A 22897-nucleotide genomic window follows, 5' to 3' on the forward strand; every position below is an offset into this window, starting at 1 on the left:
TCCGGCCGGTTTGCGGGAACGGCTAGGATTCTACCCGCGCACGACCGGAGACGAGGCATGCCCGCGGCCCCCGCAACATCGCGATACCCCGTGGGAAAGCAGGCTGCGGGAAGCCCGGCTCCGGGTGCGCCAGCTCCTGGAACACCGGCTCCTGGAACACTGTTCGTGGTGGCAACGCCGATCGGCAACCTGGCCGATCTGTCGCCGCGCGCGCTGGACACATTGAAGGGCGCCGCGGCGATCTGCGCCGAAGACACGCGCCACACGCGCCAGCTGCTTGCGCATTTCGGACTCGAGCGTCCGCTGCTGGCGCTGCACGAGCACAACGAAGCCGAAGTGTCCGAACGCCTGGTCGCGCGCCTGCTGGCCGGCGATTCGCTGGCGCTGGTGTCCGATGCCGGCACGCCATTGGTCAGCGACCCCGGATTCCGGCTGGTGCGTGCCGCGCGGGAGGCCGGCATCCGGGTCAGTCCGGTGCCCGGCGCCAGTGCCCTGGTGGCGGCGCTGTCTGTGGCCGGACTGCCCAGCGACCGCTTCGTGTTCGAGGGCTTCCTGCCGGTCAAGGCGTCCGCGCGGCGCGAGCGCCTGGCCCAGCTCGCGTCGGAAACCCGCACCCTGATCTTCTACGAGTCCGCGCACCGAATCGCGCAGACGCTTGCCGACGCGGTCGATGCGTTCGGTACGCAACGCCCGGCAGTGATCGCGCGTGAGTTGACCAAGCTGTTCGAAACCATACTGGACGGCCCGCTCGCCGGCCTCCGGGAGCAGGTCGAAGCCGACGCGAACCAGCGCAGGGGCGAATTCGTCCTGCTGGTGCAGGGAGTAGGGGACGAGGCCGAGGCGAAGTTGATCGAGGGCCGGCGTCTGTATTCGAAACTGTGCGAACACCTGCCGCCTTCCGCGGCCGCCAAGCTCGCGGCCGACCTCAGCGGTGCGCCGAGGAAGGCCCTGTACGGGCATGGCGGCTGACGCGATCGATCCGATGCGATATCTGGCGAGAAATGTGAATCCGTTCGCGCATCCGTCCGCGCCGGGCCGTGACGCAGCCGCCCAAGGCGCAGTTCGAAACGCCGGCGCTACACGCATTGCCTTCGCCGGCGCGGCTGCGCCCGGCCACGAATCTTTCACGCAATGGTAGCGACTGAATTGGTACGACTAGCCGTTGGGCGAAACGTAATTCGCACTCGGGCCGGCATGTCGTGCGCCAACAGGCAATGCGGTTGCTGTCGTTTCGTTTTGCGACGCCAACCAGACCGGTCATTGCAGGGTTTCTCGTCGAATGCGCCGGTCCTGGGCCGGGAAAGGATAGGGCGGACATGCAGGAACACGACGGTTTCAGGATGACCCGGCGCGAGGTGCTTCTTGCCGGCGCCACCACCGTCGCTGCGGGAGTCGCGCCAAGCGCGTCCGCCGCCGCGAGCAAAGCCTCTACCGTTCCGGACGCCAAGGCCCCCGTCAGGGCCAAGGTGGCCTTCACCGTCAACGGCAAGGCGCAGGCGCTCGAACTCGACACACGCACGACCCTGCTCGACGCGCTGCGCGAGCACCTGCAGCTGACCGGAACCAAGAAGGGTTGCGACCACGGCCAGTGCGGCGCCTGCACAGTCATCGCCGGTGGCCGCCGCATCAACGCCTGCCTGAGTCTGGCGGTGATGCACGAAGGCGACACGATCACCACCATCGAGGGACTGGGCACGCCGGACGATCTGCATCCGATGCAGCGCGCCTTCGTCAAGCACGACGGCTACCAGTGCGGCTACTGCACGCCCGGACAGATCTGTTCGGCGGTGGCGGTGCTGGACGAGATCAAGGCCGGCATTCCCAGCCACGCCAGCGCCAACCTGCGTGCGCGGCCGCGCGTCACGGACGAGGAGATCCGCGAGCGGATGAGCGGCAACATCTGCCGCTGCGGCGCGTACTCCAACATTGTCGATGCGATCGCCGAGGTCGCCGGGAGGCGCGGATGAAGGCCTTCAGCTACGAGCGCGTGCGCACGCCGGCCGAGGCGGTCGCGGCCGCGACGCGCACGCCCGGCGCGCGCTTCATCGCCGGCGGCACCAACCTGCTCGACCTGATGAAGCTGGAAATCGAGACGCCGGCGCACCTGGTCGACGTCAATGGCCTCGGGCTCGACCGGATCGAAGCCACCGATGCCGGTGGCCTGCGCATCGGTGCGCTGGTGCGCAACACCGACCTGGCCGCGGACCGGCGCGTGCGTCGCGACTATGCCGTGCTGTCGCGGGCGTTGCTGGCGGGCGCTTCGGGCCAGCTGCGCAACAAGGCCACCACCGCCGGCAATCTGCTGCAGCGCACCCGCTGCCCGTACTTCTATGACACCAACCAGCCCTGCAACAAACGCCTGCCCGGCAGTGGCTGCGCGGCGCTCGAAGGTTTCAGCCGCCAGCACGCCGTGATGGGTACCAGCGACGCCTGCATCGCGACCCATCCCAGCGACATGGCGGTGGCCATGCGCGTGCTTGATGCGACGGTGGAAACCGTTGCGTCGAACGGCGCCACGCGCAGGATTCCCATCGCCGATTTCCATCGCCTGCCGGGATCGACGCCGCAGGTCGAGACCGACCTGCAACCGGGCGAACTGATCACGGCCGTCACCCTGCCCAAGCCGCTCGGCGGCAAGCACGTTTACCGCAAGGTGCGCGACCGTGCCTCGTATGCCTTCGCGCTGGTTTCGGTCGCGGCCGTGGTCCAGCGCGACGGCAGCGGACGCGTGGCTGTTGGCGGCATTGCGCACAAGCCATGGCGCGTCGAGGCGGCCGAGGCGGAGCTTCCGCGCGGGTCCAAGGCTGTCGCCGCGCGCCTGCTCGAAGGCGCCAGAACGACGCCCCAGAACGCCTTCAAGCTGCCGCTGGTCGAGCGCACCATCGCCGCGGTGTTGATGGATGCGCAGACATGAAGTTCGATACCCCCGCCACCACCAATCCCATCGACCAGCTCAAGGTCGTCGGCAAGCCGACCGACCGGATCGACGGTCCATTGAAGACCACCGGCGCCGCGCCGTATGCCTACGAGCGGCATGACGTGGTTCCGAACCAGGCCTACGGTTATGTCGTGGGCGCGGCGATCGCCAAGGGCCGGATCTCTTCGCTCGACGACAGCGCCGCGCGCGCCGCGCCGGGCGTCCTGGCCGTGGTCACCGCCAGGAATGCGGGCAAACTCACCAAGGGCAATTTCAACACCGCCAGGCTGCTCGGCGGACCCGATATCGAGCATTACCACCAGGCGATTGCCCTGGTCGTGGCCGAGACCTTCGAGCAGGCACGCGCGGCCGCGCAGCTGTTGCGCGTCGACTACGCGCGAAGCAAGGGGAAGTACGACCTGGCAAAGGCCAAAGGTTCTGCGGTTGAGCCCAAGAGCGACCCGGACAGCAAGGCCGGCGATTTCGCCGCAGCATTTGCATCGGCTCCCGTGCAATTCGACCAGACCTACACCACGCCAGACCAGTCGCACGCGATGATGGAGCCGCACGCTTCGATCGCGGCCTGGGAAGGCGACAAGCTGACCGTCTGGACCGCCAACCAGATGATCAACTGGGGCGTGCAGGACATGGCACGGACGCTGGGAATCCCGAAGGAAAACGTGCGCCTGGTGTCGCCCTACATCGGCGGCGGGTTCGGCGGCAAGCTCTTCCTGCGCGCGGACGCGGTGCTGGCCGCGCTGGGCGCCAGGGCGGCGAAGAGGCCGGTCAAGGTGGCGCTGACGCGCCCGCTCATGTTCAACAACACGACGCATCGCCCGGCCACGATCCAGCGCATCCGCATTGGCACCCAGCCCGACGGCACGATCACCGCGATCGGCCACGAGAGCTGGTCGGGAGACCTGCCCGGCGGCGGCCCAGAAGCCGCCACGCAACAGACCAAGCTGCTGTATGCCGGCGCCAATCGCATGACCGCGCTGCGGCTGGCCGCGCTCGATCTGCCCGAGGGCAATGCGATGCGCGCACCGGGCGAGGCGCCTGGCCTGATGGCGCTGGAAGTGGCGATGGACGAAGTGGCGGAGAAGCTGGGCATCGATCCGGTGGAATTCCGGATCCGCAACGACACCCAGGTGGACCCGGAGAAGCCCGAGCGTCCGTTCTCGCAGCGCCAGCTGGTGGAATGCCTGCGCACCGGTGCCGATCGCTTTGGCTGGGCCAAGCGTCCGGCAACACCTGGACAGACTCGCGACGGACGCTGGCTTGTGGGCATGGGTGTCGCCTCGGCCTTCCGCAACAATCTCGTCATGAAGTCGGGCGCACGCGTGCGCCTGGATCCGCGCGGCACGGTCACGGTGGAAACCGACATGACCGACATCGGCACCGGCACCTACACCATCATCGGCCAGACCGCGGCGGAAATGCTCGGCGTGCCACTGGAGAACGTGGTCGTGCGCCTGGGCGATTCTTCGTTTCCCGTGTCGGCCGGTTCCGGCGGCCAGTGGGGTGCCAACAGTTCCACCGCCGGCGTGTATGCCGCGTGCGTCAAGCTGCGCGAAGCGGTCGCGCAGAAGCTGGGCCTGGATCCGGCCGCGGCGCAATTCGCCGATGGCACGGTCAGTGCCGGCGGCCGCAGCATGCCTCTGGGTCAGGCGGCCAAGGACGGCGAAATCGTGGCGGAGGACACGATCGAGTTCGGCGATCTTGCAAGGAAGTTCCAGCAATCCACGTTCGGCGCGCATTTCGTCGAAGTCGGCGTGGACCGCGCCACGGCCGAGATCCGCATCCGCCGCATGCTGGCCGTCTGCGCCGCGGGCCGCATCCTCAACCCGAAGTCCGCTCGCAGCCAGGTGATCGGCGCGATGACCATGGGCGCGGGTGCGGCGTTGATGGAGGAACTGGCGATCGACAAGCGCCTGGGCTTCTTCGTCAATCACGACCTCGCCGGTTACGAGGTTCCCGTGCATGCCGACATCCCGCATCAGGAGGTCGTGTTCCTTGACGAAACCGATCCGATGTCTTCGCCGATGAAAGCCAAGGGCGTAGGCGAACTGGGGATCTGTGGCGTGGCCGCGGCCATCGCCAATGCCGTCTACAACGCGACCGGAGTACGCGTGCGCGAGTATCCGGTGACGCTCGACAAGCTGATCGACAAATTGCCCGCGGTCGCGTGAGCGTCATCCGGATGGCTTGCATGGAACAGGATCTACCTGCGGCATGTGAACCGGCCGCGACACTGGCAGGGCACGCGGTGACAGATATCGGCGCTCGCGGGTTCCAGGGCGGCTCGGCCGCTGCCTTCCTCGCCGCCGGCAACCCACGTGCGGTGCTGCAGGCGGCGGCAATGCTCGCACGCCAGGACGCCCCCGCAGCGCTCGCTCTGGTCCTGGAGACCGAAGGCTCGACCTATGTCCGCGCCGGTGCGATGGCATTGTTCGCCCAGACCGTGCAGGTCGGATGGTTGAGCGGCGGCTGCCTCGAACCGGAACTGGCGCGTCGCGCAATGCAGGCCGATGCAGGCGAGTGCATCGAGTGGATCGACGTCGACACGCGCGAAGACGAGGCGTTGTTTTCCGGGTCGGCCATGGGATGCAGGGGACGGTTGCGCATCGCGCTGCTGCCCGTGCGCGCACTGCGCGGGGTCGAGGCGTTATTCGAGGCATGGATCGACGGCGGAACGACGCTCCAGCGCTCGCTGGCGTCGAACGGCTTGGTGCAGATGGAAGCGAACGGCATCAGCCGCGCATGGCAGGTCCCGGCGGGCAGCCCAGGCTGGGCACGTGGTACGCAGCACTGGCAGCTGCCACTGCCGAGGCCGCCGGAAGTGCTCATGCTGGGTGCCGGGCCAGAAACGCATGCGTTGCTGGGACTGCTGCACGACCTGGGCTGGCGGACCAGCCTGGTGGAGCATCGGCCTCGCTGGCTTGCCTGCGGCGATCGCGCGGACGCACGGTTCGACACGCTGTCGGACGACGTGCTGCGTGCGGGCCGCACATTCGATGCGGCGTTGGTGATGCACCACAGTTTCGAGCTGGATCGGGACGCGCTGGAGGCCCTGGCGGCCACCTCCATTTCTTTCGTGGGCCTGCTCGGCCCGCCGCGCCGGCGCGACGACCTGTTCAAGCTGCTGACGCCCGCGCAGCGCGACGCGTTGTCCGCACGCCTGCGCTCGCCGGTCGGACTCGACCTGGGAGGAGAAGGGGCCGAAGCGATCGCGCTGAGCATCGCCGCGCAGTTGCAGGACTGGCGCGCCAACGCCGGCAGAACGTGAAGCCCACGCACCTGGCCATCGTGCTGGCGGCGGGCGGCAGCACGCGCCTCGGCCGGCCCAAGCAATTGCTCACGCGCGCAGGCGAAACCCTGGTGCATCGCGCTGCCCGGCTCGCCTCGGAAACGTCACCGGAGCGGTTGCTGGTCGTGGTCGGCGCCGAACGCGATGGGATAGAGCGTTCGCTGCACAATATTCCCTGCGAGTTCATCGACAACCCGCAGTGGCGCGAAGGGCTTGGCACCAGTCTGCATGCCGCAGGGCAGGCAATCGTGGCCCGTCTTGAAGCGCCGGTGCTCATCCTGGGATGCGACCAACCGGCACTCGAGCTGCGGCATCTGCAGGCGCTGCTGGTCGGTGCGCAGACCGCGCCCTCGCGCTGCGCCGCCACCGTGCATGGCGAGCGTTTTGGGGTTCCGGCCGTTGTGCCGTTCGACTGGTTCGCACATCCGGACGAGCTGACCGGCGACCGCGGCTTCGGCGCTCGACTGAGCCTGCTCGGACCCGAGGCCATCTGCGCCCTGCAGGCCCCCGAGCTCGGGCTGGATATCGATACGGTGGACGACCTGCGCGAAGCGGCTTCCAGGCAGTGGCTAGATCCATTGCCCGGATAACTGCGCCATGTCCGGCGGCGCCGGCTTTCGGACCTTCATCAGGTTGAACGGGCGCTCCCGCCGAAATCCGCCCTGCGCATGCGTGCGAGGCCTGCATGCGACAATACGTGCGGCGGAGCCGGCCAGACAGTCGCGTCATCGGCCCACTACGGTGGGTGCGGATGCCGAGGAAAGTCCGGGCTCCACAGGGCACGGTGCCAGGTAACGCCTGGGCGGCGCGAGCCGACGGAAAGTGCAACAGAAAGATACCGCCAGCGGTCCTTCGGGATGCGGGCAAGGGTGAAATGGTGCGGTAAGAGCGCACCGCGAGCCTGGCAACAGGCCGGCACGGCAAACCCCACCGGGAGCAAGACCAAATAGGGACCTCATGACGTTGCCCGCGTCGGGTCCGGGTAGGTTGCTCGAGCGTAGCGGTGACGCTGCGCCTAGAGGAATGACTGTCCACGACAGAACCCGGCTTATCGGCCGGCTCCGCCACCCCGCTTCATTGCGCGATGCGCAATGAAGCCCCAAGGTTTGCTGCGCAAACCTTGGGCCCCGGGCGATCGCTTCCGATCCCCGCGGCTTCGCCGCGCCCCCTTACCAAGGGGGCTTGGTTCAGACGGGCGCTCTTGCAGCTCGCCGCAGCTTCGCCTCACGTCCCCGAGCTGTATCCAGGAACCCCAAAGTTCGCTGTGCGAACGTGGGGCGCCGCTGCGCCCCCAATCCCCGCGGCTTCGCCGCCCCCTACCCAAGGGGCTTGGCTTCGTGGGGCAGTTTTGCGGGTCACGCGCTCTGGCAGCTTGCCGCTTACGGCGGAAAGTTTTTGATGGGACGCCGGGCCTGTCGGCAGTGGACGCTCGATCGGAGCAGATTGCGCGCAATCATAGTCCAGACCTTGGATTTGTTGCTTCAACGCAACAATAGAGAGAGTGCTGCGCCGCAACACCGTTCCGCGGGGCTCGATCGCGACTGTCTCACTCATTGTGAGAATAAGCCGAATCTCAAAATTTGAGACGAATCAGAAGGTTGTGGATAAAGCTTGAACAGTTCTCTCAAGTTCTTCGCAAGTCATTGACCTGCCTAGTGAATTCCGTCACTGAAACTTGTTGACAACCCCTCTGGCCACTCCTAAGGTGGCAACTCGTGGGGAAACCGGGGAAACCGTGGTTTTCCGAGGCACAGAAGCCCGCCGGGAAGAGGGGCGCCGAGGGCAGGATGTTCCAGGGCGAGACCGCCATCACTATCGACGACAAGGGCCGGCTGGCCATCCCGACCAGCTACCGGGACCTTGTCGCGCGCGAGTGCGGCAACCGCCTCGTCATCACCTACAACCCGTTCGAGGCTGGATGCCTGTACCTGTACCCCGAGCACGAATGGCAGCGGGTCCGGGATGACGTCAACAAGCTGTCAACCACCGTGCGCGCCCACCGCCAGTTGCAGTTCAAGCTGGTCGGCGCCGCGCAGCCGGTGGAACTGGACAGCAGCGCGCGCATCGGCATACCCGCCAGCCATCGCAGTGCCATCGGCATCGACAAGAAAGCCGTGCTGCTGGGCATGGGCAGGCGGTTCGAGCTGTGGAGCGAGCAGGCGCATCACGCCCAGATCGGACAGGTGCTGTCCGACGAGGACCTGAGCGCGCCGATGCTCGAGTTGCGGTTGTGACGGGCGGTGGCGCGGATGCCGTATCCGCCCACCTGCCGGTCCTGCACTTGCCAGTGATGTTTGCGCAGGTCATGGAAGGGCTGCGGATCAAGGCGGATGGAACGTACCTGGATGGCACGTTCGGGCGCGGTGGGCATGCGCGCGGCGTGCTGTCGCGATTAGGCCCCGGAGGCCGGTTGCTGCTGATGGACAAGGATCCCGAAGCGATCGTCGAGGCCGAGCGCCAGTTCGGCGGCGATGGGCGGGTTGCGATCCGTCGCGGCAGCTTTGCCGACCTGTCGTACTGGGATGAAGCGCGCGCCGGGCTGGATGGCGTGCTGTTCGACCTTGGTGTCTCCTCGCCACAGCTGGATGTCGCCGAGCGTGGTTTCTCGTTCGGCAAGGATGGCCCGCTGGACATGCGCATGGATCCGGACAGCGGCGAAAGCGCGGCCGAATGGCTGGCGCGCGCATCCGAATCCGAGATCGCCGACGTGCTCTACACCTACGGCGAGGAGCGGCAGTCGCGCCGGATCGCGCGCGCGATCGTCGCGCGCCGGGCGCAGCAGCCGATCACGCGCACCGCGGAGCTGGCGGAACTGATCGCTTCGGTGATGCCGCGCGGAGCGGAGAAAATCCACCCCGCCACCCGCTCGTTCCAGGCGATCCGCATCCACGTCAACCGCGAACTGGCCGACCTGGAAAGCGGCCTCGACGCGGCGTTGTCCGCGCTGAAGCCGGCCGGGCGCCTGGCGGTGATCAGCTTCCATTCGCTGGAGGATCGCATCGTCAAGCGCTTCATCGCGCGCCATGCCAAGGCACCCGCGGCCAACCGCAGGCTGCCCGAAGCGCAGCCCTTCGTGCCCACGCTTGCGGCGATCGGCGATGCGCAGAAGGCCGGCGCGGACGAGACCGCCGCCAATCCGCGCGCGCGCAGCGCCGTGCTGCGGGTGGCGGAGAAACTGGGGGGCGTGGCATGACCCTGCGCGTGCTCGTCATCCTGCTGGCCATGGCCAACGTCATCAGCGCGATCGGCGTGGTCCATGCGCGCCACCGCCACCGCCAGCTGTTTGTCGATCTGACCAAGCTGGAGAAGGCGCGCGACGAACTGAACATCGAATTCGGCCGCCTGCAGCTGGAGCAGGCGACCTGGGCCGAGAGCAACCGCATCGACCAGATCGCGCGCAGCCGGCTGGGAATGAAATTCCCGGAAACCGGCGACATCGTGGTGGTGCGTCCATGAAGCGCCCGCCCCCGGACAAAGGCATGTTCGAAAAGCGCGCGCAGCGCCCGGGCAACAAGCCGCGCCATCGCGCGCAGTTCAACCTGCGCGGTCGCCTGTTCATGGTCACCGGCGCGCTGGGTCTGTGCTCGCTGGCGCTGGTCGGGCGGGCGGTAGACCTGCAGCTGATCGACAACGATTTCTACCGCAAGCAGGGCGACGAGCGCTTCCTGCGCGAGATCGAGATCCCGACCGTGCGCGGCATGATCACCGACCGCAACGGCGAGCCGCTGGCGGTGTCTTCGCCGGTGGAATCGGTCTGGGCCAACCCGCAGGAACTGTCCAGGCACCCGCAGCGCATCCCGGTGCTGGCCAAGGCGCTCGGCGTGCCGGCGGATTATCTGCAGCGCAAGGTCTCGCAGCGCGCGGGCAAGGAATTCATGTGGCTCAAGCGCCGCATCAATCCCTCGGTGGCGCGCGCGATCATGGCCCACGACATTCCCGGTGTGTATTCGCAGCGCGAATACCGGCGCTTTTATCCGCAGGGCGAGGCGGTCGCGCACATCCTGGGCTTCACCAACATCGACGATTACGGCCAGGAAGGCGTCGAGCTGGCCTTCGACGACTGGTTGCGCGGCAAGCCCGGCGTGAAGCGGGTGATCCGCGACCGCCGCGGGCGCATCGTCGAGAACGTGGACCTGGTGCGCGCGGCGCAGCCGGGCAAGGACCTCACCCTCAGCATCGATCGGCGCATCCAGTTCCTGACCTACCGCGAGCTCAAGCACCAGCTGCTCGAATCCGGCGCCACCAGCGGATCGGCAGTGGTGCTGGACATCGCCACCGGCGAGGTCCTGGCCATGGCCAACCTGCCGTCGTTCAACCCGAACAAGGTCGATGGCGGCAACCGCGACGCGCATCGCAACCGCGCGGTGACCGACCTGATCGAACCTGGTTCGACGATGAAACCGCTGACCGTCGCCGCCGCGCTCGAGGCCGGCGCGATCACGCCGCAGACCCTGTTCAACACCAACCCGGGCTGGATGCCGAACGGCCGCTACCGCACCACCGATACCCACAACTACGGCGTGCTCGACACCACCGGCGTGATTCGGAAAAGCTCCAACGTCGGTGCCGCGAAGATCGCGCACATGCTGTCCAACCAGCAGTTCTACGACTTCCTGCGCAAGTTCGGCTACGGGCGCAGCACGGGCAGCGGGTTCCCGGGAGAGGCTTCCGGGCTGTTTCCGGCTCCAGGGCAGTGGAGCGGTACCAGCAAGCAGACGATGTCCTACGGCTACGGCCTTGCGGCCACGCCGCTGCAGATCGCGCATGCCTACGCCACGCTGGCCAACCAGGGGCGCGCGATGCGGCCGACCTTCGTCAAGGGCGAGCGCAACGATCCCGAACAGATCCTCGACCCGCAGATCGCGGGCGAGGTGATGAAGATGATGCAGACCGTCACCGAACCCGGCGGCACCGCCACCCAGGCCGCGATCCTGGGTTACCACGTCGCCGGCAAGACCGGCACCGCGCGTATCGCCAGCAACGGCGGATATTCGCGCAAGTACGTGGCGTTCTTCGCCGGCGTGGTGCCGGTGGACAACCCCCGCTTCGCCATGGCGGTGGTGATCAACGAACCCAGCCAGGGTTCCTACTACGGCGGACTGGTGTCGGGGCCGGTGTTCCATAACGTCATGGAAGGCGCGCTGCGCCTGATGGACGTGCCGCCCGACGACATCGAAACCTGGCTCGCGGCACAGGCGAAGGCCGAAGCCAAGCTCGCCGCGAAGCAACCCGCACCGCCATCGGACCAGCGCGCCGGGGCAACCCCGCCAGTCGTCACCGTGCCTGCGCGCGCAACCGAATCGCCACGCCGACCGCATCCGATGGCCGAGGACGGCGCTCCGCGGCCCATCGATCTGAGTGCCGACCAGAGCGGAGCGGTGCGATGAACCGCGCGATGCTGCTGGCCGAACTGCTGCCGGATGTCGCGGCCGTGCCCCCCGACCTGCTGGTCACCGGACTGGTGCAGGACAGCCGCATGGTGCGTGCAGGCGATGCCTTCGTCGCGATCGGCCCGTACGTGAACAGCCCGCTGAGCGTGCATGGCCTGGGCTTCGTCGCGCAGGCGAAGGCGAGCGGCGCGAGCGCGATCCTGTTCGAGCCGCCGGCGCCCGCGGAACTTGCGCCGCCCGAGGATGCGATCGCGGTTCCCGGACTGCGCGCGCGCATGGGCGAAATGGCCGATCGCTTCCATGGCCGGCCGTCGCATGCGATGACCATGGTGGGCGTCACCGGCACCAGCGGCAAGACATCCACGGTGCAGCTCATCGCGCAGGCGTTGCAGCTGCTCGGTCGCCGTAGCGGCACCGTCGGCACGCTCGGCGCCGGGCTGTACGGCCAGGCGCGCGCCACGGGCTTCACCACACCGCTGGTGCTGCAGACGCACGCGCTGCTGGCCGAGCTGCGCGACGCCGGTGCCGAAGCGGTCGCGATGGAGGTCAGCTCGCATGCCCTCGACCAGGGGCGGGTGGATGCGGTGCATTACGACGTGGCGGTGTTCACCAATCTCACCCGCGATCACCTCGACTACCACGGCGACATGGCCAGCTATGGCGCGGCAAAAGCCCGGCTGTTCGCCCGGCCGGGCCTGCATGCGGCGGTGGTGAATCTGGACGACGAGTTCGGCGTGACGCTGCTGGCGGAACTGCCGCCGACGTTGCGCGGCATCGGCACCAGCGCGCAAGGCCATGCACAGGCCATGGTGCGCGCTGAGAACGTGGCGCTGGATGCGGCCGGCATCGCCTTCGACATGGTCCTGGGCGATTCGCGACATGCAATCCGTTCGCCGCTGCTGGGACGGTTCAACATCGGCAACCTGCTGGCGGTCGCCGGCGTGCTGCATGCGCTGGGCTTTGATGATGCGGCCATCGCCAGCGTGCTGCCGCAGCTCGAACCAATTCCCGGGCGCATGAACCGGATCGGGGGCAGCGACGGCCAGCCGCTGGTGGTGGTGGATTACTCGCACAAGCCCGACCCCTTGCAGCAGGCGCTCGAATCGCTGCGCGGCCACCTGCACGGACAGCTCGTCTGCGTGTTCGGCTGCGGCGGCGAACGCGACCGTGGCAAGCGGCCGCAGATGGCGCGCATCGCCGAAGACCTGGCCGACGTGGTGATCGTCACCGACGACAATCCCCGCGGCGAAAACGGCGATGCGATCGTGGCCGAGATCGTGGCCGGCTTCGCCCGCCCGCAGGATGCGATCGTCGAACGCGATCGCCGGCGCGCGATCGCCCGCGCCATCGGCGATGCCGGACCCGACGACATCGTGCTGATCGCGGGCAAGGGTCACGAAACCTACCAGGAAGTCGCCGGCGTGAAGCACGCCTTCGACGACACCGAAGTGGCGCGCGATGCGTTGGCGCGCCGGGCAGGTGGCTCATGAAGCCGCTGCGCCTGTCCGAGATCGCGCGCATGGCCGGCGGCCACCTGAACGGCGAAGACGTCATGGTCGATGCCATCGCCAGCGATACCCGCGCCATGCCCGAGGGTGGCCGCGCGCTGTTCGTGGCGCTGAAGGGTGAGCGCTTCGACGGCCATGATCATGTCGCCGACGCAGCGCTGCACGGCGCGCGCGCCGCGCTGGTTTCGCATGCCGTCGTGTCGGAGATTCCGCAGGTTAGCGTCGCCGACACCGAACGCGCGCTGGCCGCCATCGCCGCGGCGCTGCAGTCCGGACGCTCCGGCAAGGTCGTCGCGATCACCGGCAGCAATGGCAAGACCAGCGTCAAGACTATGCTGCTGTCGACCCTGCAGAGTGCTGGGCGGGCCTATGCCAATCCCGGCAACCGCAACAACGAGATCGGGTTGCCGCTGGCCGTGATCGATGCGCCGGACGACGCCGACTTCGCCATCTACGAGATGGGCGCCGGCAAGCCGGGCGACATCGCCTACCTGACCACGGTGGTGCGCCCGGACGTGTCGCTGGTGAACAACATCGCGCCCGCGCACCTGGAGCGCATGGGCAGCCTGCTCGGCGTGGCCGACACCAAGGCCGCGATCTACGACGCATTGCCCGCCGATGGCGTGGCGGTGATCAACGCCGACGACGCGTTCGCTCCGTATTTCGCCGAGCGCGCGCACGGGCGGCGGCTGATCCGCTTCGGCATCGAGGCTTCCGCGGACATCCGCGCACGCGACATCCGCGGCGATGCCGGCGGCATGCGTTTTGTCCTGATCGCACCCGAAGGCGAGGCGGAGGTGACATTGGCGCTGCCTGGCCGTCACAACGTGCGCAACGCGCTGGCAGCCGCTGCGTTGGCGCTGGGAGCCGGTGCGTCCTTCGATGCGGTGGTGACTGGCCTCGAGGCCGCGCGTCCGGTCGCCGGCCGCCTGGTCCGGCACGTGCTGGGCAACGGCGCGACCCTGATCGACGACAGCTACAACGCCAATCCTGGCTCGCTCAATGCCGCCATCGACCTGCTCTCGACAAGCGCGCAGGCCGAAGGGCAGGGCGATGCCTGGCTGGTGCTGGGCGATATGCGCGAACTCGGCGCCGATGCCCAGGCATTGCATGCCGAGGCCGGTCGCCGCGCAAAGGCCGCGGGCATCGCGCGGATGTACGCGCTGGGCGAGCTGAGCGCGCATGCCGCGCAGGCCTTCGGCGAAGGCGCACGCACCTTTGATTCGCATGCGGCACTGGCCGAAGCGTTGCAGCGCGACCTCGCCGCGGGGACTACGGCTCCCACGATCCTGGTGAAGGGATCGCGCGGCAGTGCGATGGATCGCGTTGTCCGGCAGTTGCTGGAACAGGAGGGCGCGCATGCTGCTTGAACTGACCCGCTGGCTGCAGCAGCTCGAAGGCCTGTTCGGCCTGTTCGGCTACCTGACCTTCCGCGGCATTCTTGCGGCGCTGACCGCGCTTGCGCTGTCGCTGTGGTGGGGCCCGGCGATGATCCGCAAGCTGGCCGAGTTCAAGGGCCAGCCGATCCGCAGCGACGGTCCCCAGACCCACTTCACCAAGGCCGGTACGCCGACCATGGGTGGCGCGCTGATCCTGCTGACGGTACTGGCTTCGGTGCTGCTATGGGGCGACCTCCGCAACAAGTACGTGTGGGTGGTCCTGGTGGTGATGATCGGCTTCGGCGCGATCGGCTGGTACGACGATTGGCTGAAGATCGTCAAGCGCGATCCCAACGGAATGAAGTCGCGCTGGAAGTATCTGTGCCAGTCGATCCTGGGCCTGGCGGCCGGCTACTACCTGTATGCCTACGCCGATGTGCCGGCCGCCACCACCTTCTACCTGCCATTGTTCAAGTCGGTGGCGCTGCCGCTGGCGGGGATCGGCTTCGTCGCCATCGCCTATTTCTGGATCGTCGGGTTCTCCAACGCAGTCAATTTGACCGATGGCCTGGATGGCCTGGCGATCATGCCTTCGGTGCTGGTCGCGTGCGCGCTGGGCATCTTCGCCTACGCCTCGGGCCATGCCGAGTTCTCCAAATACCTGCAGATCCCGGCGGTGCCAGGTGCGGGCGAGCTGGTGATCATCTGCGCTGCGATCGCCGGTGCGGGCCTGGGCTTCCTCTGGTTCAACACCTACCCGGCGATGGTGTTCATGGGCGACATCGGCGCGCTGGCACTGGGCGCGGTGCTCGGTACGGTCGCGGTGATCGTGCGCCAGGAACTGGTGCTGGTGATCATGGGCGGGATCTTCGTCATCGAGACGCTCTCGGTGATGATCCAGGTCGCCTCGTTCAAGCTCACCGGAAAGCGCGTGTTCCGGATGGCGCCGATCCACCATCACTTCGAACTCAAGGGCTGGCCAGAGCCCCGCGTGATCGTGCGCTTCTGGATCATCTCGGTGATCCTGGTGCTGGTCGGGCTGGCCACGTTGAAGGTGCGCTGATGACCCGGCCCTTCGACCAGATGCGTTACGAACCCGGCAGCGGCGAAACCGTCCGCCAGGCGACCCGGCTCGATGCGATCCAGGGCCGCTTCGACCCGTGGCTGCTGATCTCGTTCTTCGCGCTCGCGGGGCTGGGCGTGGTGATGGTCGCCTCGAGTTCGATCGCCATTGGCGAGAACCACGAGGTCGGCCCGTTCTATTTCCTGGTCCGCCACCTGCTGTTCCTGGCTTGCGGCATGGGCCTGGCGTTCGTGGCGATGCGGGTCGAACTCAAGACCCTGGACCAGAACAGCCAGCTGATGCTGCTGCTGTGTTTCGTGCTGCTGCTGCTGGTGTTCGTGCCGGGCATCGGCAGCAGCGTCAACGGTGCCAGGCGCTGGCTGCAGCTGGTGGTGGTGAAGTTCCAGGCGGTGGAGGCGGTCAAGCTGCTTTTCATCCTCTGGCTTGCCAGCTACCTGGTGCGTTTCCGCGACCAGGTCAATGCGACCTGGCCGGCCATGCTCAAGCCGCTCGGCGTATCGGTGGCGCTGGTCGCCTTGATCCTGATGCAGCCGGATTTCGGTTCGTCCTCGCTGCTGCTGGCGATCACCGCCGGCATGCTGGTGCTGGGCGGCGTGAACATGCCGCGCATGTTCGGCCCGGTCCTGGTCGGTCTGCCGGTGCTGGCCATGATCGCGATCGCCGAGCCGTATCGCATGCGCCGCTTCACCTCGTTCGTGGACCCATGGGCGGATCCGTTCGGCAGCGGCTACCAGCTGACCAATGCGCTGATGGCGGTCGGACGCGGCGAGTGGTTCGGCGTCGGCCTGGGCGGCTCGGTGCAGAAGCTGGCTTACCTGCCCGAGGCGCATACCGACTTCATCATGGCGGTGATCGCCGAGGAGCTCGGCTTCGCTGGGGTCTGCCTGGTGATCGGCCTGTATGCGCTGCTCGTCGGCCGGGCGTTCTGGGTGGGCCTGAAGTGCGTGGAGATGCGGCGTCATTTCGCCGGCTACTGCGCGTTCGGGATCGCGCTGTGGATCGCCCTGCAGAGCCTGGTATCGATCGGGGTGAATCTCGGTCTGCTCCCGACCAAGGGACTGACCCTGCCGCTGATTTCCTCGGGCGGTTCCAGTGTGCTGATGACCTGCGCCGCGATTGGCGTGCTGTTGCGGGTCTCGTACGAGCTCGATCGCGCCGAGCGTCAGGTCGCACGCCTGCGCGGCGAAGCGGCACAACCGTCCACGGGTTCGCCGGCGATGAGCCAGCCGATCCCGGCCGACGTGGCGGCCGAGCGCGGCACCAGCCGTCTGCGCCAGCGTGTCGAGCCCGGGCTCGGCAAGAGCGGGCTTGGTAAAAGCGGACCCGGCAGAAGCGTGCCCGGCAACAACGTGCTCGGCCTGAGGAAGACGACATGATGGCCCGCCTGCACGAACGCCGGCTGCAGACCACCGGTGACCTGGCACAGGCGCACCGACGCGTGCATTTCGTCGGCATCGGCGGCGCGGGCATGAGCGGCATCGCCGAAGTGCTGTGCACCCTTGGCTACGAAGTGTCCGGTTCCGACCAGGCCGACAGCGCCACCACCCAGCGCCTGGCCAAGCTCGGCGCGACGATCCACAAGGGCCATACGGCGGCCAACGTGCTCGGCGCGGATTGCATCGTGGTGTCGAGTGCGATCAAGCCGGACAACCCGGAGTTGCTCGAAGCGCGCGCGCAGCGGATCCCGATCGTGCCGCGCGCCGAGATGCTGGCCGAACTGATGCGCTTCCGTCGCGGCATCGCGGTGGCCGGCACACACGGCAAGACCACCACCACCTCGCTTACCGCCAGCGTGCTGGCCGAGGGCGGGCTGGATCCGACCTTCGTCATCGGCGGGCAGCTGCTGGCCGCCGGCGCCAACGCGCGCCTGGGCAGTGGGCAGTGGCTGGTGGCCGAAGCCGACGAGAGCGACGGCAGCTTCCTGCGCCTGGATCCGCTGATCGCGGTGGTCACCAACATCGACGCCGATCACCTCGAGAACTATGGCGGCGATTTCGCAAGGGTCCAGGCCGCGTTCTCCGAGTTCCTGCACAGGCTGCCGTTCTATGGCCTGGCGATCCTGTGCATCGACGATCCGGAAGTGGCGAAGCTCGCCGCCGACATGCCGCGCCACGTGATGACCTACGGCCTCGACGAACACGCCGACGTGCGCGCCGAGCGCCTGCTGCAGGCGGGCGGGCGGATGAACTTCGACCTGTGCCTGCCGGATGGGTCGTGCACGCAGGTGTCGCTGGCCATGCCCGGCCGCCACAACGTGCAGAACGCGCTGGCTGCCGCTGCGGTCGGCTGGCAGCTGGGCGTGGCGGCCGATGCCATCGCGCGCGCGCTGCAGACCTTCGCCGGCGTGGGACGCCGCTTCAACGAGCTGGCGACCCTGCCGCTGCGCGGCGGTGGCCAGGTCGTGCTGGTCGACGACTACGGCCACCATCCTCGCGAACTGGCCGCGGTGTTCGAGGCGGCGCGCGGCGGCTGGCCGGAGCGACGGCTGGTGGTGGCGTTCCAGCCGCACCGCTATACCCGCACCCGCGACCTGTTCGACGACTTCGCCAGCGTACTCTCCCAGGCCGACACCGTGGTCCTGACCGAGGTGTATCCGGCGGGCGAAGCGCCGATCGCCGGTGCCGACGCGAAATCGCTGGCGCGCGCGATCCGCGCGCGCGGGCGCATCGATCCGGTCGTGGTGGCATCGGCCGGCGAGCTCGCCGACGTGCTGCCCGACATCCTCGCCGATGGCGACCTGTTGCTGATGATGGGCGCGGGCGATATCGGCCATGCCGCGCAGCAGATCGCGGCGCAGGGCCTGGGAGGCGATCGATGATGTCCGCCCCGCAGCTGCCGCCGTTGCGCGTGGACGATGCCGCCGTGTTCGGGCGCGTTGCCGTATTGATGGGCGGCGACAGTTCCGAGCGCGAGGTGTCGCTCGATTCGGGCCGCAACGTGCTCGAAGCCCTGCGCGCGCGCGGGGTCAAGGCCGACAGCGTCGACGGCGTGCCCAACCTGATCCGCGAACTGCAGGACCACTCCGATAGAAGCCGGCATTTCGACCGGGTGTTCAACATCCTGCACGGCGGTGTGGGCGAGAACGGCGTGCTGCAGGGCCTGCTCGAAGCCTTGCGGGTGCCGTACACCGGGCCTGGTGTGCTCGGTTCGGCCCTGACCATGGACAAGATCCGCACCAAGCAGGTGTGGCTGGCAGAAGGGCTGCCGACCGCGCGCTTCGTGCGTCTGCCGCCGGGTGCGGATATTGCGGCAGCCGTGCGCGAACTGGGCCTGCCCGTGTTCATCAAGCCATCGGCGGAGGGTTCCAGCGTCGGCGTATTCCGCGTCACCAGCGACGCCGAACTGGCGCCTGCGATCGAATTCGCGCGCGGATACGACGGCGAACTGTTGGCCGAGCAGCTGGTCGCCGGCGGCGAATACACGGTCGGCATCCTCGGCGACGTGGCGCTGCCTTCGATCCGCATCGTGCCGGCCGGCGACTGGTACGACTACCACGCCAAGTACGTCTCCGACGACACGCAATACCTCTGTCCCGGCCTGGAAGGCGATGCAGAAGAAGAGATCCGGCGCCTGTCGCTGGCCGCATTCCGTGCCGCCGGATGCAGCGGATGGGGGCGCGTGGACGTGATGCGCCACGCCGACGGCCGCTTCGCGCTGATGGAAGTGAACACCGCGCCCGGCATGACCAGCCATTCGCTGGTGCCCAAGGGCGCGCGCCAGCTCGGCGTGGAATTCGACGAGCTGTGCTGGCGGATCCTGGAACAGACCCTGGAGCCGCGGCCGTGAGCGCGCTGCTGCGCATCCTGGCGTGGACGCTGGCGCTGGCGCTGGTGGCGCTGCCGGTCGTGGCCGTGGTCAACGGCTGGATCGGTGCCGACCGCTGGCCGCTGCGCACGCTGCGCCTGCAGGGCGAGCTCAAGCGGGTCGATGCGCAGCGCGTGCGCGCCGCTGTGCTTCCATTCGCGCGCCAGGGGTTCTTCGCCGTACGCCTGGACGATGCCCAGGCGGCGGTCGCGCAGCTGCCCTGGGTCGAGCGCGCCGAAGTGCACAAGCGCTGGCCGGACGTGCTGGAAGTGCGGATCGCCGAACACCGCCCATTCGCGCTCTGGGGCAAGGATCGTCTGCTCTCCGAGCATGGACGCATCTTCCCGCGCGGCAACCTGGTGCCGCCCAAGGGCTTGCCGCAGCTCCAGGGCCCCGACGCGCGCGTTGCCGACGTGGTCGCGCTCTACAACGAATCGCGCGCGCTGTTCGCGCCCAACAATTTGAAGGTCGAAACGCTCACGCTCGACGCGCGCGGCAGCTGGTCGCTGGCGCTGTCGGACGGCAGCCAGGTCGTGGTGGGCAGCAGCGAGGCGCGCCTGCGCCTGCAGCGCTTCGCGCGCCTGCTGCCGCAACTTCTGGCGCAGAAGCGGCAGCCGCTGCAGCGCGCCGACCTGCGCTACACGAATGGTTTCGCGTTGGTCTGGGCGGGCAGCCGCGAGCAAGCGGACGCCGTCGAGTCGTCTGCTGCGGCCGGCGAGCGCCCGGCCATCGATGACCAGACCGGCACGCCCGCCATGACCCACCGGAAAACGATGCAGGTTCTGCAGCAGGAAAGATCATGAATCGCAAAGGCGACAAGACGTTGATCGTGGGCCTCGACATCGGCACGTCGAAGGTGGTTGCGCTGGTGGGCGAATACTCGCCCGGCAACCCGATCGAGGTGATCGGGATCGGCACCCACGAATCGCGCGGGCTCAAGCGCGGCGTCGTCGTCGATATCGAATCCACGGTGCAATCCATCCAGCGCGCGGTCGAGGAAGCCGAGCTGATGGCCGGCTGCGAGATCCGCAGCGTGTACGCGTCGATCTCCGGCAACCACGTGCAGTGCAAGAACTCGCCGGGGATCGTGCCGATCCGCGATGGCGAGGTGACCTACGCTGATCTCGACCGGGTGCTCGACGCGGCCAAGGCGGTCGCGATCCCCGCCGACCAGAAGATCCTGCACGCGATCCCGCGCGAATACGTGCTCGACGATTCGCAGGAAGGCATCCGCAACCCGGTCGGCATGACCGGCGTGCGCCTGGAGGTGCATGCGCACCTGGTCGTATGCGCGCAGTCGGCCGCGGCCAACATCAGCAAGTGCGTGCAGCGCTGCGGGCTGCAGGTGGACGACCTGATCCTGGCGCCGCTGGCCTCGGCCACCGCAGTGCTGACCGGCGACGAGCGCGAGCTTGGCGTGGTGCTGGTCGACATCGGCGCGGGCACCACGGATCTCGCCGTGTTCGTGCAGGGCGCGATCTGCCACACCGCGTCGCTGCCGATCGCCGGCGACCACGTCACCAACGACATCGCGCACATGCTGCGCACGCCCACGCCCGAGGCCGAGCAGATCAAGGTGCGCTACGCCTGCGCCCTGGCGCAACTGGCCACGGCCGAGGAAAGCATCCAGGTGCCGAGCGTGGGCGACCGTCCGCCGCGTCGCCTGCCGCGCCACGCGCTGGCGCAGGCGGTGCAGGGACGGTACGAGGAAATCTTCGAGATGGTGCAGGCCGAACTGCGCCGCAGCGGATTCGAGGAACTAGTGCGCGCCGGCATGGTGCTCACCGGCGGCGCCTCGAAGATGGAAGGCGTGATCGAGCTGGCCGAGGAAATGCTGCAGATGCCGGTGCGCGTGGGCATCCCGCAGCACGTTACCGGCCTGGGCGAAGTGGTCGGCAATCCGGTGCATGCCACCGGCGTCGGCCTGCTGCTGATGGGCAGCCAGATCGAACATCCGCGCCGGCCGATGATCCCGACCGGTCGCGCAGGCAGTTTCTTCAACAAGTTGAAGGACTGGTACCGGGGTGAATTCTGATGTGCAGGAACGGTCGCGGCAGCACGCAGATGCGGCGGCCATGCAGGCGGGCAGGGCGACGACGATGAAGTACTTGGCTATCCGAACCACGAACACAGCTACACATAACTAAATCAAGAGGACACGGTCATGGCGCATTTCGAACTGGTAGAGAAGATGGCTCCCAACGCCACCATCAAAGTCATTGGCGTAGGCGGCGGCGGTGGCAACGCGGTCGCCCACATGGTCAACAACAGCGTCGACGGCGTTGAATTCATCACCGCCAACACCGACGCACAGGCGATCAAGAACTGCGGCGCGAAGCTGCAGCTGCAACTGGGCACCAACGTCACCAAGGGACTGGGCGCGGGTGCGAACCCCGAGGTCGGCCGCCAGGCCGCGCTCGAGGACCGCGAGCGCATCATGGAAGCCCTGGACGGCTCGGACATGGTCTTCATCACCGCCGGCATGGGTGGCGGCACCGGCACGGGTGCGGCGCCGGTGGTGGCGCAGCTGGCCAAGGAGATGGGCATCCTGACCGTGGCGGTGGTGACCAAGCCGTTCCCGTTCGAGGGCCGCCGCCGCATGCAGGTGGCGCTCAAGGGCATCGAGGACCTGTCGCAGCACTGCGATTCGCTGATCACGATTCCCAACGAGAAGCTGATTACGGTACTCGGCAGGAACGCGACCATGATCCAGGCCTTCCGCGCCGCCAACGATGTGCTGCTCGGCGCGGTCCAGGGCATCGCCGACCTGATCGTGCGCCCGGGCCTGATCAACGTCGACTTCGCCGACGTGCGCACCGTGATGAGCGAGATGGGCCTGGCGATGATGGGCACGGGCAACGCCCGCGGCGATGATCGGGCGCAGGCCGCGGCCGAAGCGGCGATCCAGAATCCGCTGCTCGACGACGTCAACCTGTCCGGTGCCAACGGCATCCTGGTCAACATCACCGCCGGTCCGGACTTCACCATGGCCGAATTCGACGAGGTCGGCCGCACGATCGAGAACTTCGCCTCGGAAGACGCGACCGTTGTCATCGGCACCGTGCTCGACCCGGACATGCAGGACGACGTGCGGGTCACCGTGGTCGCCACCGGCCTCAACCGGGCGGCCGCCCGCCAGTCGGGCCGGGTGCCCGAGCGCGAGGCGCTGCGTACCCCGATCAAGCTGGTGCGCAATGCCACCACCGGCCAGCCGGAGTTCGGCCACGACGACTTCGCGCCGGTGGCCGCGCCGGCGCCGGGCTTCGCCTCGGCCCTGCGCGGTGGCCGCAGTGAGCCGTCTGCATCGCCCGCGGTGGCCGATTTCGGCAACGACAGCAGCTATCTGGATATTCCGGCGTTCCTGCGTCGGCAGGCGGACTAAAGACCTGGTCCGTCGTCCTCTTGCCCCGGGGCCTGCGCCGGCCCCGCGGGCACAGCTTCGGTCGGCCTCCGCGCGAGGCCGGCCCGTTTCGTCGACCTCGTCCGAGATGTCATGGGCCCTTGTGGG

The 22897-nt window shown here is 68.0% G+C and carries 19 protein-coding genes and 1 other RNA gene; all 20 read left to right on the forward strand.

The annotated features are described in order from the left end of the window. Nucleotides 1-165: 165 nt before the first annotated feature. The 20 genes from rsmI (at nucleotide 166) to ftsZ (ending at nucleotide 22771) form a co-directional block, all read left to right on the forward strand. Complete coding sequence (gene rsmI / locus MC375_RS08090) at nucleotides 166-969, forward strand: 16S rRNA (cytidine(1402)-2'-O)-methyltransferase (RefSeq protein ID WP_242102769.1); 804 nt, start codon at nucleotides 166-168, stop codon at nucleotides 967-969. 347 nt (nucleotides 970-1316) lie between these two features. Then, nucleotides 1317-1967 (forward strand): aldehyde dehydrogenase iron-sulfur subunit PaoA, encoded by a 651-nt coding sequence (gene paoA, locus MC375_RS08095; protein WP_242102770.1) that lies wholly within the window; start codon nucleotides 1317-1319, stop codon nucleotides 1965-1967. Further along, nucleotides 1964-2914 (forward strand): xanthine dehydrogenase family protein subunit M, encoded by a 951-nt coding sequence (locus MC375_RS08100; RefSeq protein WP_242102771.1) that lies wholly within the window; start codon nucleotides 1964-1966, stop codon nucleotides 2912-2914. Before paoA ends, MC375_RS08100 begins: the two co-directional genes overlap by 4 nt. After that, the gene (gene paoC / locus MC375_RS08105; protein WP_242102772.1) at nucleotides 2911-5106 is read left to right on the forward strand and encodes an aldehyde oxidoreductase molybdenum-binding subunit PaoC; all 2196 of its coding nucleotides are present in this window, start codon (nucleotides 2911-2913) and stop codon (nucleotides 5104-5106) included. Before MC375_RS08100 ends, paoC begins: the two co-directional genes overlap by 4 nt. A gap of 20 nt (nucleotides 5107-5126) precedes the next feature. Beyond that, nucleotides 5127-6203, forward strand: a complete 1077-nt coding sequence (locus MC375_RS08110) for an XdhC/CoxI family protein (RefSeq protein WP_242102773.1) — start codon at nucleotides 5127-5129, stop codon at nucleotides 6201-6203. Continuing rightward, nucleotides 6200-6814, forward strand: coding sequence for a nucleotidyltransferase family protein (locus tag MC375_RS08115; RefSeq protein ID WP_242102774.1), 615 nt, complete (start codon nucleotides 6200-6202; stop codon nucleotides 6812-6814). The genes MC375_RS08110 and MC375_RS08115 overlap by 4 nt, the downstream gene beginning before the upstream one ends. A gap of 114 nt (nucleotides 6815-6928) precedes the next feature. Then, nucleotides 6929-7291: RNase P RNA component class A (rnpB, locus tag MC375_RS08120), an RNA gene on the forward strand. A 720-nt stretch (nucleotides 7292-8011) separates the two neighbouring features. Then, entirely contained in the window at nucleotides 8012-8458 is a 447-nt protein-coding gene (gene mraZ, locus MC375_RS08125; protein WP_242102775.1) for a division/cell wall cluster transcriptional repressor MraZ, read from the forward strand. A gap of 41 nt (nucleotides 8459-8499) precedes the next feature. Further along, entirely contained in the window at nucleotides 8500-9417 is a 918-nt protein-coding gene (rsmH, locus tag MC375_RS08130; protein ID WP_345779270.1) for a 16S rRNA (cytosine(1402)-N(4))-methyltransferase RsmH, read from the forward strand. Beyond that, nucleotides 9414-9680 (forward strand): cell division protein FtsL, encoded by a 267-nt coding sequence (gene ftsL / locus MC375_RS08135; RefSeq protein ID WP_242102776.1) that lies wholly within the window; start codon nucleotides 9414-9416, stop codon nucleotides 9678-9680. Before rsmH ends, ftsL begins: the two co-directional genes overlap by 4 nt. Nucleotides 9681-9703: 23 nt before the next feature. Then, nucleotides 9704-11611, forward strand: coding sequence for a penicillin-binding transpeptidase domain-containing protein (locus MC375_RS08140; RefSeq protein WP_345779264.1), 1908 nt, complete (start codon nucleotides 9704-9706; stop codon nucleotides 11609-11611). Beyond that, the gene (locus MC375_RS08145) at nucleotides 11608-13104 is read left to right on the forward strand and encodes a UDP-N-acetylmuramoyl-L-alanyl-D-glutamate--2,6-diaminopimelate ligase (protein ID WP_242102777.1); all 1497 of its coding nucleotides are present in this window, start codon (nucleotides 11608-11610) and stop codon (nucleotides 13102-13104) included. Before MC375_RS08140 ends, MC375_RS08145 begins: the two co-directional genes overlap by 4 nt. Beyond that, nucleotides 13101-14492 (forward strand): UDP-N-acetylmuramoyl-tripeptide--D-alanyl-D-alanine ligase, encoded by a 1392-nt coding sequence (murF, locus tag MC375_RS08150; RefSeq protein ID WP_242102778.1) that lies wholly within the window; start codon nucleotides 13101-13103, stop codon nucleotides 14490-14492. Before MC375_RS08145 ends, murF begins: the two co-directional genes overlap by 4 nt. After that, nucleotides 14482-15564, forward strand: coding sequence for a phospho-N-acetylmuramoyl-pentapeptide-transferase (gene mraY, locus MC375_RS08155; protein ID WP_242102779.1), 1083 nt, complete (start codon nucleotides 14482-14484; stop codon nucleotides 15562-15564). The genes murF and mraY overlap by 11 nt, the downstream gene beginning before the upstream one ends. Beyond that, nucleotides 15564-16961, forward strand: a complete 1398-nt coding sequence (gene ftsW / locus MC375_RS08160) for a putative lipid II flippase FtsW (protein WP_242102780.1) — start codon at nucleotides 15564-15566, stop codon at nucleotides 16959-16961. Before mraY ends, ftsW begins: the two co-directional genes overlap by 1 nt. Next, nucleotides 16958-18403, forward strand: a complete 1446-nt coding sequence (murC, locus tag MC375_RS08165) for a UDP-N-acetylmuramate--L-alanine ligase (RefSeq protein WP_242102781.1) — start codon at nucleotides 16958-16960, stop codon at nucleotides 18401-18403. Before ftsW ends, murC begins: the two co-directional genes overlap by 4 nt. Continuing rightward, nucleotides 18403-19371: a D-alanine--D-alanine ligase gene (locus tag MC375_RS08170; protein WP_242102782.1), complete on the forward strand. Its 969-nt coding sequence runs from the start codon at nucleotides 18403-18405 to the stop codon at nucleotides 19369-19371. The genes murC and MC375_RS08170 overlap by 1 nt, the downstream gene beginning before the upstream one ends. Then, on the forward strand, nucleotides 19368-20192 hold the full coding sequence (locus tag MC375_RS08175; RefSeq protein WP_242102783.1) for a cell division protein FtsQ/DivIB: 825 nt from the start codon (nucleotides 19368-19370) through the stop codon (nucleotides 20190-20192). Before MC375_RS08170 ends, MC375_RS08175 begins: the two co-directional genes overlap by 4 nt. Then, nucleotides 20189-21424 (forward strand): cell division protein FtsA, encoded by a 1236-nt coding sequence (gene ftsA, locus MC375_RS08180; RefSeq protein WP_242102784.1) that lies wholly within the window; start codon nucleotides 20189-20191, stop codon nucleotides 21422-21424. Before MC375_RS08175 ends, ftsA begins: the two co-directional genes overlap by 4 nt. Nucleotides 21425-21553: 129 nt before the next feature. After that, nucleotides 21554-22771 carry a cell division protein FtsZ gene (ftsZ, locus tag MC375_RS08185; RefSeq protein ID WP_242102785.1) on the forward strand — a complete coding sequence of 406 codons (1218 nt, stop codon included), beginning with the start codon at nucleotides 21554-21556 and terminating at the stop codon, nucleotides 22769-22771. The last annotated feature ends 126 nt before the right edge of the window (nucleotides 22772-22897 follow it).

Origin of the sequence: Lysobacter sp. M2-1 (assembly GCF_022662495.1) — a bacterium.
Classification (GTDB): domain Bacteria; phylum Pseudomonadota; class Gammaproteobacteria; order Xanthomonadales; family Xanthomonadaceae; genus JAKPBU01.

Excerpts from the sequence above, each read along its gene's own strand:
- paoA (WP_242102770.1), top strand. The coding sequence starts at position 1,317 with ATGCAGGAACACGACGGTTTCAGGATGACCCGGCGCGAGGTGCTTCTT.
- MC375_RS08100 (WP_242102771.1), top strand. The coding sequence starts at position 1,964 with ATGAAGGCCTTCAGCTACGAGCGCGTGCGCACGCCGGCCGAGGCGGTC.
- paoC (WP_242102772.1), top strand. The coding sequence starts at position 2,911 with ATGAAGTTCGATACCCCCGCCACCACCAATCCCATCGACCAGCTCAAG.
- MC375_RS08110 (WP_242102773.1), top strand. The coding sequence starts at position 5,127 with ATGGAACAGGATCTACCTGCGGCATGTGAACCGGCCGCGACACTGGCA.
- mraZ (WP_242102775.1), top strand. The coding sequence starts at position 8,012 with ATGTTCCAGGGCGAGACCGCCATCACTATCGACGACAAGGGCCGGCTG.
- ftsL (WP_242102776.1), top strand. The coding sequence starts at position 9,414 with ATGACCCTGCGCGTGCTCGTCATCCTGCTGGCCATGGCCAACGTCATC.
- MC375_RS08140 (WP_345779264.1), top strand. The coding sequence starts at position 9,704 with ATGTTCGAAAAGCGCGCGCAGCGCCCGGGCAACAAGCCGCGCCATCGC.
- MC375_RS08145 (WP_242102777.1), top strand. The coding sequence starts at position 11,608 with ATGAACCGCGCGATGCTGCTGGCCGAACTGCTGCCGGATGTCGCGGCC.
- murF (WP_242102778.1), top strand. The coding sequence starts at position 13,101 with ATGAAGCCGCTGCGCCTGTCCGAGATCGCGCGCATGGCCGGCGGCCAC.
- mraY (WP_242102779.1), top strand. The coding sequence starts at position 14,482 with ATGCTGCTTGAACTGACCCGCTGGCTGCAGCAGCTCGAAGGCCTGTTC.
- ftsW (WP_242102780.1), top strand. The coding sequence starts at position 15,564 with ATGACCCGGCCCTTCGACCAGATGCGTTACGAACCCGGCAGCGGCGAA.
- murC (WP_242102781.1), top strand. The coding sequence starts at position 16,958 with ATGATGGCCCGCCTGCACGAACGCCGGCTGCAGACCACCGGTGACCTG.
- MC375_RS08170 (WP_242102782.1), top strand. The coding sequence starts at position 18,403 with ATGTCCGCCCCGCAGCTGCCGCCGTTGCGCGTGGACGATGCCGCCGTG.
- ftsA (WP_242102784.1), top strand. The coding sequence starts at position 20,189 with ATGAATCGCAAAGGCGACAAGACGTTGATCGTGGGCCTCGACATCGGC.
- ftsZ (WP_242102785.1), top strand. The coding sequence starts at position 21,554 with ATGGCGCATTTCGAACTGGTAGAGAAGATGGCTCCCAACGCCACCATC.